The sequence below is a fragment of the Pseudomonas sp. GM50 genome (assembly GCF_000282375.1).
GTDB lineage: Bacteria > Pseudomonadota > Gammaproteobacteria > Pseudomonadales > Pseudomonadaceae > Aquipseudomonas.
The window spans coordinates 73,000-84,457 of sequence record NZ_AKJK01000015.1; the positions used below are offsets into that span (position 1 = coordinate 73,000).

Sequence of the window (11,458 nt, forward strand, 5' to 3'; positions counted from 1 at the left end):
CCCCTTCAGGTGATATTTATAGAGTCGCCTTTCAGGAGCGGCGAATCATACTGATCCCCAGCTTTACCCGAATAAATCGGAGGCTGTGCCGAATTGCTCGGAAGAAAAATAAAGTTGGCTTGGTAGTACTTGGTGGTCGCCGCTGCGCTCGGCGCTCCAGTGTTCTGAAGTCGTCGGTTCATTCCAAGGTTCAAGTCGGAATTGATATTGTTGCTGTTCCTGTACTGGGCCGATGTCGGGTCCGCATATTCTGCGACCAGGTTTTTGATCGTGGTCCCCAATGGTACGGACATCGGATTGCCGTTCAGAAGCACTGTAATTTCGGGGACCAGCATTACTCTGCTGGTAAAGCTGATGCTGACAATCGGATTTCCGCTCACCTGTTTGCCGCAGCCGGTCCCCCCATTGAGAATGTCGGTAGTGGCGGCTTCGAGATCGGCAAATGTGTCGGCTCCGATTAACCACGAACTGAGCTGTTGCTGCGGGCCGCTATTATCCAGTGAGGCCGAACCGGTGATTGTCGTCGGGAGGATCACTCTCAGATGGCGCCGGGCATTACCCCCAAGGCACAGATCGAGCGGCCCCGCGGCCAGTATCGGGCAGGTCGATGCTGGATTGGTCCCGTATCCCGGAGCGAAGGCGCCAGCAAAAGCATCCAGCGAGAGAGAAATATCAGGTCTTTGGACCACGCGAAGCCGGCTGGTACCGGTGTTGGCGAAGGCATTGAACCCATAGCCAGGCCCGCCAGGTGGATCGCAGTATTGATAACCTGCCCATTCAACTCGCAAGCTCATTCCTGGGGCAAGGTCGACGAGTTGATTGACCGGATCGAAACTATAGAGGTATGGGAGGACCTCATCGATCCGAAGAGGCATGGACAATGCCACACGATTGAGTAACGTCACCGCTGCGCCCGGCAGCAGTCCGCCACTTGTCGATGCAGCAGCAACTTCAAGCGCCTCAACCTGCTGGCGAAACTGTTTGAAGGCTGCAAGCATCTGGGTCCGAGCTATTGGATCCTGGCTATATACCAACGCAGCGGTCACGCTGACCAGTGCAAGAAACGTCGTACTCGAGTAGCTCGATTGCACAAACGAGAGCGTGAACACCGAGTTCTGAGAACTGGTAATACCCAGTGTTGCCGCTGTTGTGTTGAGTGCACACACCGAGATGATGTAGATCAATAGCGGCTTGGTATAATCTGGCGTACCCACCGTTATAGGTGGAATCAGAAACGGCCCCTCGGTTCCACTGGATACAGTCGGAGGCAGCGCGTTCGAAAAACTGTAAGAGCTGGTAGCCATTCGCGTACCTTTCCCTGCTCAACTGCTGATATTAGTGATGAGATATTGAGCTGTTGGGCTCAGTGTCCCGACATTAATGCTGTTACATTGCCCCGTGAGGGTCTCGCTGCTGATCGATATATTTACGGTCAACGCAGCCCCTTGTTTTCGTTCCCAGGAGACAACAAGCGATCCACCATTGGCGGGCAAGAAGGAAATACTTCCGCCAACAGAGGAGAATGCATTCACCGCCGCATTGAAGTAAGTAAGTACCCCTGCTGGAGCGAGGATCGTGTTCGGTAGAGGTATGCCATCCCCCTCCTGAAGAACCCAGCTTCCATACGTCAGCACTCCAACCGTCAGCGTTAGAGCGGTGTCACTTGAATTCTGAATCGCAACTTGAACGACATAGACATCGTCCGCTTGTTCAGCCCGCATGAGACTGACCCTCCCCGTAGCGCAGAAAGGGCTGACACTTCGGTGCCAGCCCTTTCTTGTTCAGAAACGATCAGTAGTTGCCGTTCTTGACTGATGCTACGAACTTAGCGCTCGTACTCGCATTGGTGATGATTACTTGTTGAGTGGGATTGTTGGTTTGGGCGTTGATAATCTGGCAAGTGACAGCCAGGTCGGTAGCAGTGTTGTTCACACTGCCGGAGACCGGGGAGCCCGACGGCCAACTCCAGACCGGATTGATGCTGCCCCCAGCGGCTGGTGTCAGTAAGATCTGACCTCCGAGAGCCGTCAGGGTGTTAGATACACCGTTAACATAGGACTGCTGGGTCGTTGCTTCAATCACCGTGCCGGGAACCGGTGCCGACGCCCACTCTCCGCCCGTCAGGAGGCCATAGTTGACGGTAATATCAGCGCCGCTTGCATTGAAAATTTCGATGGTAAGGGAACGTACGAATGTGCTCATCCTTGGCCTTCCATTTGGTTGTTAGCTGCATGTCATATGCGAATCTGAGGCTAGTAAACAGGGACATATTCCGCAAGTTAATCCAAATAAATTTTTAGGGTTGCTCTGATCAACGCGTCACCATTGAGCGCAGAGTTAAGAAAACTGTCGGTTCTACGTTACTTTCCAAAAAACGTCCCGTACGTAACGTCTGGCTTGATGAACCTTATCGACCAGCCTTTCGTGTTAAGCGCACGTCTCGGCACCTGTGCCCGCCGAGCCACCGGCCGCTTTTGCTGATTACCTTGCAACGGCCCGTTTCGCTTGAACGGAAAGTTCTGCATGTGAAGCAATAATCCGCTCCATCAGGTAGCCGCAGACGCCATAAGTACAAGTCGCCCGGCGTGGAGGCTTTGGTGGCGCCACATGTACTCAAGCGTAAGTTTGATGTCACGGCGATCAATCAGGTGCGGTGATGTGACGTACATCAAGGTCGGCACCCGATGGATGTATTTCGCGGCGGTTCTGGATCTGTTTGCTCGTCGGATCGTGGGCTGGTCGTTTTCGATGATTTCCAAGCCCTACGAATGGCGGTTGAACTGCGAGGGCGTCCCAAAGACGTGCTGTTTCATTCTGATCAAGGCTGCCAGTACACCAGCCACAAATTCAGGAATGAGGTGCTCAGGCATGGACTGCTGCAAAGCATGAGTCGTAAAGGCGAATGCTGGGATAACGCTCCGATGGAGCGTTTCTTTGGAAGTATGAAGTCAGAATGGGTGCCTGAAACAGGCTACAAGTCGGAACATGAGGCCCGAGCGGATGTGCAGCGTTATGTGATGCGCTACATCAATGTCAGGCTCCATAGCTACAACGACTACCGGTCGCCGGTAGCTATGGAGAAACTGGCGGCGTGAAACCGTAACTGGTGTCCAGAATTACTTGACCAGTTCAATTCAGTGCGCGTCCGAATTCAAGACTCTCATTCGGGACTCAATTCAGGACTTAAAAGCACTGGATGGGGCTGGATTTCAGTGGTTCCCGCCGGAACGAAAAAAGGACCCTAAGGTCCTGATTTCAATCGCTTGCAGAATTCAGTAGAACTCTGCAGCGCAATATTTGGAGCGGGAAACGAGACTCGAACTCGCGACCCCGACCTTGGCAAGGTCGTGCTCTACCAACTGAGCTATTCCCGCGTCTTGGTGAGGCGCATTCTATAGAATCCAGATGCCCCGTCAACCCCTTGATTCAAAATAGTTTATTTCTTTTCCACGTCGGTCTTCAGATGCGGCCAGGCTGCCCGCAAATATTGGACCATGGACCACAACGTCAGGCCAGCAGACACCAGCAGCAAGGCGTACCCCATCAGGACCCAGAAGCTGAAGCTCGACGGATTGGCCAGCAGGATCACCAGCGCCAGCATTTGCGCGGCGGTTTTCCATTTGCCCAGGTTCGACACCGCTACATGAGCGCGGGCACCGAGTTCGGCCATCCACTCGCGCAGTGCCGAGACGACAATTTCGCGACCGATGATAACGGCGGCCGGCAGCGTGAGCCACAGGTTGCCATGCTCTTGCACCAGCAGAACCAGGGCAACGGCGACCATCAGCTTGTCTGCAACAGGATCGAGGAAGGCCCCGAACGGTGTGCTTTGTTCCAGACGACGGGCCAGATACCCGTCGAGCCAGTCGGTCGCGGCGGCAAAGGCAAAGACCGAGGCAGACGCCAGATAGCTCCAGTGGTAAGGCAAGTAAAACAGCAAAATGAAGATCGGGATGAGCAGGACGCGTAGAACGGTAATCAGATTAGGGATATTCATCGGCACAACTGGCTACGAGGTGAGTTGGGCATTCTACTCGCTGTGCAGATTTGCATAAATCAACTCTGCGAGCTTTTTACTGATCCCGGGTGCTTTGGCGATCTCTTCGATGCTGGCACGAGACAGCTCCTGCAATCCACCAAAATGTTTCAACAAATCGCGCCGACGTGTCGGTCCGACACCGGCAACGCCCTCAAGTGTGGACGTGCGACGAGTTTTCCCGCGACGTGCGCGGTGCCCGGTAATCGCGAAACGGTGAGCTTCGTCGCGGATCTGCTGGATCAAATGCAACGCGGGGGAATCGCCGCGCAAGGTGAATTCATGGGCCGCGTCGTTGAGGTACAGGGTTTCGAAACCCGCCTTGCGCGTCGCGCCCTTGGCAACGCCCAGCAGAATCAGGTCTGGCACGGCCAATTCGTTAAGCACGTCACGGGCCATGGACAGCTGACCTTTACCGCCGTCGACCAGCAGGATGTCCGGCAACTTGCCCTCGCCGTCCTTCAATTTGCTGAAGCGTCGGGTCAGGGCCTGGTGCATCGCGGCATAGTCGTCGCCCGGCGTAACGCCTTCAATGTTGTAGCGGCGGTAGTCGGACTTGATCGGGCCTTCCGGTCCGAACACTACACAGGAGGCCACAGTGGCCTCACCGCTGGAATGGCTGATGTCGTAGCACTCAAGACGTTGCGGTGGCTCGTCCAGTTTCAGCACTTCGGCCAAGGCATCGAAACGTGCCGAAACGTGTTGCCGGTTAGCCAGACGCGCGCCCAACGCCTGCTCGGCATTGGTGACCGCCAATTGCTGCCAGCGCGCTCGGGTACCGCGCACTCGATGGCTGATGGTCAATTCACGACCGCGCAACTCTTCGATGGCTGCGATCAGGGTCGGAAAGTCTTCGTGAACCACGTTGACGATCAGCTCGCTCGGCAAGTCGCGTTCTGGACTGCTGATGAAGTATTGGCCGAGAAACGCTGCCATGACTTCGGAAACGTCTTCCTCGATACCCACCTGCGGAAAGAAGTTCTTGCTCCCCAACACCCGGCCACCGCGCACGCTGATCAAGTGCACGCAGGCGCCACCTGGATTGACGAACGCCGCAATCACATCGACATCGCCCGTCCCGCCTTCCATGCTTTGCTGGTCCTGGACCCGACGCAGCAATGAGATCTGGTCACGCAGCTCGGCGGCGCGCTCGAACTCGAGATTGACCGCCGCCTCCTCCATGGCCGCAGACAACTCGTCCGCCAGGGCGTTGCTGCGCCCTTCAAGAAACATCACCGAGTGGCGTACATCTTCGGCATACACCTCGGGCTCCACCAGACCCACACACGGCGCCTTGCAGCGCTTGATCTGGTATTGCAGGCAAGGTCGAGCGCGGTTCTTGTAAAAACTGTCTTCACACTGACGAACAAAAAAAGCCTTTTGCAGCAGACTCAGGCTTTCGCGAATCGCACCGGCGCTGGGATAAGGGCCGAAATATTTGCCCTTGGCCTTCTTCGCTCCCCGATGGATGCTCAAGCGTGGGAACTGACCATCCGAGAGAAAGACGTAAGGGTAGGATTTGTCGTCGCGCAGCAGGATGTTGTACGGCGGACGCCATTCCTTGATCAGCGTCTGTTCAAGCAGCAAGGCTTCGGTTTCGTTGGCCGTGATGGTGGTTTCGACCTGGGCGATACGGCCCACCAGCGCAGCAGTCTTGGGGGCAAGACCGGCTTTGCGGAAGTAGCTCGCCAAACGCTTCTTGAGATTTTTGGCTTTGCCGACATAAAGCAGCCGCGCATCGCTGTCGAACATGCGATAGACGCCCGGCCGCCCACTGACCGTCGACAGAAAAGCACTTGGATCGAAGGTTTCAGTCATTTTCAGAGGCTGGCATCAACCATGCCGTGACGAACCGCCAACAGCGTCAACTCGACATCGCTGCTGATCGAAAGCTTCTCGAAAATACGGTAACGGTAGGTATTCACTGTTTTTGGCGACAGGCACAGTTTGTCGGAAATGATCTGCACTTTCTGACAACCGACAATCATCAACGCAATCTGGATTTCCCGCTCCGACAAGGCGTCGAAGGGCGAATCATTGGTTGGCTGGAACGACTTGATCGCCAGTTGCTGGGCAATCTGCGGGCTGATGTAGCGTTGCCCGGCAAACACCAGGCGAATGGCCTGGACCATTTCCGGCAATCCGGCGCCCTTGGTCAGGTAACCCGCGGCACCTGCCTGTAACAGCCGGGTAGGAAACGGATCTTCTTCGCACACGGTGACCGCGACGACTTTGATGTCCGGATGACTGCGCAATAATTTGCGCGTGGCTTCAAGACCGCCGATCCCGGGCATCTTGACGTCCATCAGCACCACATCAGGTTTCAACTCACGCGCTTTAAGCAGGGATTCCTCCCCTGACTCAGCCTGGCCGACTACTTGCAGGCCATCGATGTCAGCCAGCATTCGTGTAATGCCTGTACGAACGAGATCATGGTCATCGACTACTAGCACCCTAATCAAGCAGACACCTCGCGATTTGGTCTTATTGGGTTGCCGGACACCTTAGCAAAAAGCAACTGGCAGACCTAGCGGCAAGCCGCATATAAAAAGTGTCAATTCATCTGGCAAGGCTTGCCAGCTGTGTGTTTCAGCGATGCAGTTCATTGATATCACGCTGCATTCTCAGGAAACACTGGTCCTTGCCGACCACCTTCAAGCCCTTTCTCTCGTAAAGTATTTTTGCCGGATTATTTTCAAAAACGGTCAGACGCAATGCCGGGCGTCGTTCCTTGCATGCCATGGCGAATACCTGATCGATCGCCCAGGAACCGGCGCCCTGCCCCTGGAACGCTTCAAGCATATGCAATTCGCGGATATACAAGGCTCTGGCGTCACGGCTCAGGCTGATATACCCCATCAACGTGTCATCACGCACAATCAGCCAGTTTTCGCGCCCCTCCCAAGCGACATCGAAGGCCTCGTCCAGCCACAACAGCTCATGTTGAATGTAGTAGCGAAGCATATTTCGACAAGTCAGATCACGAGCAAAGTCCAGATCCAGAGACGTTGCCGGACGCAATTCGAAGCCCATTCAAGCCTCCGCCACAGCCACGATTTGCCCTTGCCAGCCGTCAGCATTGCGGCGAGCAACGACCATAAGGTTCCCCGTACCCGGCGCCGCCACGATCAACGTCCCGTCCGCCGCCCAGATTGCACTGCGCCCTGCCGACTCCCAGCCACCCGTTGCGCCACCATGGTTGGCCATCAGAACCGCCATCGAGTGGGTACAAGCATAGCCTTGCAATAGCGCGGTATCTGGAGCGTAGCCGTTTTCTGTGATCAACACGCCCGCAGCGTAAACATCAGCGCTCTGCCGTGCCGCGGCTGCCGCGTGACTGGCGTGAGAAAAATCGGCGCAGACCGCCAACGCGACGGTGTCGGTACCGATCTTCAATGTCGAACCGCCCGTTCCCGGAGCAAACGCCACCTCCTCGCCCGGGTGCAGATGCTGCTTGCTGTAAACCCCAAGCGAACCATCGGCGCCCAATACCAGAGCTCCGATCAATACCGGCGAAGCGTCCGACAGACGAATCGGCATCCCGACGACAGTGGTCACACCGACTTCCCGCGCGAAATCGCGCAACGGTTGCAACTCCCTGGCGTCTGGCGCGATGGCCAACTCCGCTGCCAGACCACGCTCATAGCCGGTCAGCGACAACTCAGGAAACACCAGCAATTGCACGCCCTGCTCTGCAGCAACCTGCATGAAGCGCTGATGCCAGGCCATATTGGCGGCAAGATCACCGGCGATGGAGATCGATTGAGCGGCGGCAATGGTCAGTGTCGTCATGGTTTCGTCCTTGTGACGTTGTGGTTATTGGGCGCAGCGCAAAGTGTGTCACAACACCCGAGGTACTCAAGCGATAGAAAAGCCCATGATCATCGATAGCATTTTCTGATTGAATCCGCGTACCGGCCTCTAGTAAGCTCGGCGCATTCATCGGAGACAGACCATGCTCAACGCCCTCTCACAGCTTCGTACCGCCAGCGCCCCGCGCTCGGTTGCGGCTGCCCGGGCGAGTGACGTTTGTGCTTCGGTCAGCTTTTATTTTGGGTATTGGTTTAGCCACTGGCGCGCCTGATACCCACACGGCGCCCACTTTAAACGGGTCGCCACCAGAGAATTCTCAACCCCCGGTCGGCCTCCCGACCGGGGGTTTTGTTTTTTCAGCCCTGAACATTTTTAGCGTCACACCAGACAATTTGAGGATTCACGACATGAACTACGCCACTTATTACCGTTACGACAGTTTTACCGCCTGGCGATTTACCAGCCTCCGCTCGGGACAGCCTGCCGCCTCCGATCGGTCACCCACAGGTGGCAAGCACACACACGCAGCCAATCCGGCCAATTGTCGAACACCCCAGTAGGGCCGAGCGCGCGGGAACGAACCCGCCGCCAGCCCAGGAAGCCCGAATATGAACTCGTCCATCTCTGCTCTGCCGCTATCCACCTTGAACCCTGCCAATGAAGCGCTGACCTTGCGTCTGCCCAGCTCATTGCAGCTCAAACAACAATTACCCCTCAGCAATGCCCTGACCCGGCAAGTCGCCGACCACCGTCAGGCGGTTCGCGCGATCCTCAACGGTGAAGACTCCCGTCTGCTGGTCATCGTCGGTCCCTGCTCGATTCACGACCCACGTTCAGCCCTCGAATACGCCGCCAACCTGGCCCGGCTGGCTGCTGAAGTCAGCGATGAGATGTTGCTGGTAATGCGCGCTTATGTCGAAAAGCCCCGCACCACGGTCGGCTGGAAAGGCCTGGCCTACGACCCGCATCTGGATGGCAGCGACGACATGGCGGGCGGTTTGACGCTGTCCCGCGAATTGATGCGCGAAATGCTCCAGCTGGGCTTACCCGTTGCCACCGAGCTGCTGCAACCGATGGCCGCCGGCTACTTCGACGACCTGCTGAGCTGGGTCGCGATTGGCGCCCGTACCACCGAATCACAGATTCACCGGGAAATGGCCAGCGGCCTGGGCATGCCGGTCGGGTTCAAGAACGGCACCGATGGCAGTGTGGCTGTCGCCAGCGATGCCATGCGCTCGGCCGCTCATCCGCATCGTCATTTCGGCGTCGATAGCCAAGGGCACCCTGCAATTATTCAGACGCCGGGCAACCCCGACACCCACCTGGTTCTGCGTGGAGGCCATCGCGGGCCGAACTACGACCGCGACAGCATCGCTCAAGTGCACAGCGATTTGACCAGACTCAAAATCCCGGCGCGGATCATGGTCGACTGCAGCCACGCTAACAGCGGTAAAGACCCATTGCGCCAGCCAGCCGTGTTCAACGACGTGCTTGAACAACGCCTGCAAGGTGATCGTTCGCTGGTCGGCATGATGATTGAGAGTCATCTGTTCGAAGGCTGCCAACCGTTGAGCCCGTCGTTGCGTTACGGGGTGTCGGTAACGGACGGCTGCCTTGGCTGGACCGGGACAGAACAGTTGTTGCTGCAGGCAGCCGAGCGACTTCGTTCGCAGCGCCATACTCAACAGCCAAAGTGACCCGTGCCCGCCTTCCGGTTTTCAATCGAATACCGGAAGGCGGTTGACGTTAAAACAGGTTTACGAGTGCACTTGCACCAACGTGGCTTCGGACTGCTGGCTCACATCGTCGAGACGCTCGACCGAATAGGCTACCCGGACCGTCAAGTCCCGATGCTCGCGCCAAAACCGGTAGGGGACGATAAATACCAGCGGTTGACCGGCCATTTCCCTGGAAATTTCACGATCATCGCGATGATTGAAATGCTCCCCGTCACATTTCAGATAGACCAGTTCCCCCTCTTCGGCCTGAGCATTGTCGATCACGACGGTGACACCATCGATCGCATCCTGCAGATCCAGCCAACCCTCATCGGCTTCCAGCACGGCAGGTGGCAAAAGCGGTCCTCGTTCCAGCGGGCCGATCAACAGCCGTGCAGGCTCCGAGAAGCGTGACGCGTGCCCATTCTGCTCGACGCGGTAACTGATCGTAACGGCTGCCCCGAGATTGGGGGCAATACAGTCGGGACTTACCCAAAAGGACAGTTCGCCGCCAACTGCAAAGGATTCGATTTTCAATGTGTCATTGAAACTCGCTTGTGGTGTCACACCTGCCCAGGACAGCAAGACCCGATCTCCGACCGCCATCCGGGCGTACGGCCTGATGGTTACGCGCGCGCCCTCCCCGACTCTGTCCGGATCGAGCGTGCCGCCCACCTCATCGTTCACAATCACAGGCAGCAAATCTGGCCGGGCATCACCGACGTTCAGGTATAAACGCCCGGACGCCACAGGTTCCTGAAGGCGCGCAGTGTAGAGGGTGTAATAGACCTCGAGTGACCCGCCGTCCAGTGCGGCGATGTGTACGGCCGACACACAAAAGACAATCGCACTGCCCACTTGAGCTTCGCTGACAAAACGCGATACCTCATGCCGATACGCAACACCCTCTGAATCGATACCTGACCAGAACATGACCAGTTTGTCTCCGCAGGCCATGCCCGGGTAAGGAGAGACGGTAATAATGGCCTTATGGTCGGATGGATCGAGCATGGCGTTATCCGCCTGATCCAACTGTGGTGCCGCCATGCAGTGCTCTACAACATTCAAGTTCTCTGCTTCATAAGTAGTCATTCAACGCTCCAGTCCTTGGAATAAATGCCGCCTTGCGGTCGGCATCGAACGAAGCCTATTGAAACCCGCGGGGCTGATTCGCGCTGCCGGACAATCGCGTCGGCTTGTACGGTAAAAGGACGTTTCAGAAGTAGGTCGTTGCGAGGAAACGTGCAGTCATCGCTAAAAAGATGTCCGGATATTCCGACCAAGACCTCATGCTCATTCGAGCTTTCGTACAACTTCTATTCCGTTTTCATCAGGTTACAGCGGCTTTTTCATACATCGCCGAGCAGGCGGTGTGCTTTAGAGTGCGCCCTTGAGCACACACCCGACCTACTGCGAAAAAGGAATGAACATGCTACGGAATGCAACCACTCAGTATCCGATCCTGCTGGTCCATGGGCTCTTCGGCTTCGATCGCATCGGCAATCTGGAACTGTTCCATGACGTCAAACTGGCCCTGAGAAGTGCCGGCGCGAGGGTTTTCATCCCACACCTGTCGGCCACCCACAGTAATGAAACCCGTGGCGAACAACTGTTGGCGCAGATCGACCGGGTATTGCAAGGAACCGGTGCAAGCAAAGTCAACCTGATCGGTCACAGTCAGGGCGCACTGGCTGCACGGTATGCGGGGGCGCTGGCGCCAGAGGTAGTCGCTTCGGTGACATCGGTCAGCGGGCCGAACCATGGCTCGGAACTGGCCGACTTCCTGCGCAAGGCGCTGACGCCCGGGCGCCTGCCGGAACAGGTCGCCGGAGCGGTGGCCACCCTGTTCGCCGACTTCCTGTCGTTGCTCAGTGGCAGCCGGCACCTGCCA

General features: G+C 56.8%; 12 protein-coding genes and 1 tRNA gene. 3 read left to right on the forward strand and 10 right to left on the reverse strand.

Features of this window, described 5'->3' with window-relative positions; all coding sequences use genetic code 11:
- Positions 1 to 5: 5 nt before the first annotated feature.
- The 3 genes from PMI30_RS25620 to PMI30_RS25610 form a co-directional block, all read right to left on the reverse strand.
- Complete coding sequence (locus PMI30_RS25620) at positions 6 to 1,304, reverse strand: hypothetical protein (RefSeq protein WP_008006201.1); 1,299 nt, start codon at positions 1,302 to 1,304, stop codon at positions 6 to 8.
- Between the two features lie 18 nt (positions 1,305 to 1,322).
- The gene (locus PMI30_RS25615) at positions 1,323 to 1,721 is read right to left on the reverse strand and encodes a hypothetical protein (RefSeq protein ID WP_008006204.1); all 399 of its coding nucleotides are present in this window, start codon (positions 1,719 to 1,721) and stop codon (positions 1,323 to 1,325) included.
- Between the two features lie 70 nt (positions 1,722 to 1,791).
- Positions 1,792 to 2,202, reverse strand: coding sequence for a hypothetical protein (locus tag PMI30_RS25610; RefSeq protein ID WP_008006206.1), 411 nt, complete (start codon positions 2,200 to 2,202; stop codon positions 1,792 to 1,794).
- 482 nt (positions 2,203 to 2,684) lie between these two features.
- Between PMI30_RS25610 and PMI30_RS30275 the strand changes: the two genes are divergently transcribed.
- Complete coding sequence (locus PMI30_RS30275) at positions 2,685 to 3,095, forward strand: integrase core domain-containing protein (protein WP_008006207.1); 411 nt, start codon at positions 2,685 to 2,687, stop codon at positions 3,093 to 3,095.
- Between the two features lie 203 nt (positions 3,096 to 3,298).
- Here the strand turns inward: PMI30_RS30275 and PMI30_RS25605 are convergent.
- From PMI30_RS25605 to PMI30_RS25580, 6 genes are all read right to left on the reverse strand, one after another.
- Positions 3,299 to 3,374: transfer RNA gene (locus tag PMI30_RS25605), tRNA-Gly, on the reverse strand.
- Positions 3,375 to 3,436: 62 nt separating this feature from the next.
- Positions 3,437 to 3,997 (reverse strand): CDP-diacylglycerol--glycerol-3-phosphate 3-phosphatidyltransferase, encoded by a 561-nt coding sequence (gene pgsA, locus PMI30_RS25600; RefSeq protein WP_007896267.1) that lies wholly within the window; start codon positions 3,995 to 3,997, stop codon positions 3,437 to 3,439.
- Positions 3,998 to 4,030: 33 nt separating this feature from the next.
- Positions 4,031 to 5,854 carry an excinuclease ABC subunit UvrC gene (gene uvrC / locus PMI30_RS25595; RefSeq protein ID WP_008006209.1) on the reverse strand — a complete coding sequence of 608 codons (1,824 nt, stop codon included), beginning with the start codon at positions 5,852 to 5,854 and terminating at the stop codon, positions 4,031 to 4,033.
- 2 nt (positions 5,855 to 5,856) lie between these two features.
- Positions 5,857 to 6,498: a response regulator transcription factor GacA gene (gene gacA / locus PMI30_RS25590; protein ID WP_008015884.1), complete on the reverse strand. Its 642-nt coding sequence runs from the start codon at positions 6,496 to 6,498 to the stop codon at positions 5,857 to 5,859.
- Positions 6,499 to 6,625: 127 nt separating this feature from the next.
- Positions 6,626 to 7,069, reverse strand: a complete 444-nt coding sequence (locus PMI30_RS25585) for a GNAT family N-acetyltransferase (protein ID WP_008006211.1) — start codon at positions 7,067 to 7,069, stop codon at positions 6,626 to 6,628.
- Positions 7,070 to 7,828 carry a carbon-nitrogen hydrolase family protein gene (locus tag PMI30_RS25580; protein ID WP_008006214.1) on the reverse strand — a complete coding sequence of 253 codons (759 nt, stop codon included), beginning with the start codon at positions 7,826 to 7,828 and terminating at the stop codon, positions 7,070 to 7,072.
- Between the two features lie 629 nt (positions 7,829 to 8,457).
- On the opposite strand from PMI30_RS25580, the gene PMI30_RS25575 reads away from it, so the two are divergent.
- The gene (locus PMI30_RS25575) at positions 8,458 to 9,546 is read left to right on the forward strand and encodes a 3-deoxy-7-phosphoheptulonate synthase (RefSeq protein ID WP_008006215.1); all 1,089 of its coding nucleotides are present in this window, start codon (positions 8,458 to 8,460) and stop codon (positions 9,544 to 9,546) included.
- A gap of 60 nt (positions 9,547 to 9,606) precedes the next feature.
- Here PMI30_RS25575 and PMI30_RS25570 read toward each other — a convergent pair whose 3' ends face one another.
- Positions 9,607 to 10,659, reverse strand: a complete 1,053-nt coding sequence (locus PMI30_RS25570; RefSeq protein WP_008006217.1) for a hypothetical protein — start codon at positions 10,657 to 10,659, stop codon at positions 9,607 to 9,609.
- A 337-nt stretch (positions 10,660 to 10,996) separates the two neighbouring features.
- On the opposite strand from PMI30_RS25570, the gene PMI30_RS25565 reads away from it, so the two are divergent.
- Positions 10,997 to 11,458, forward strand: a 462-nt coding sequence (locus PMI30_RS25565) for an esterase/lipase family protein (RefSeq protein WP_007896279.1), incomplete at its 3' end; no start/stop codon positions are given.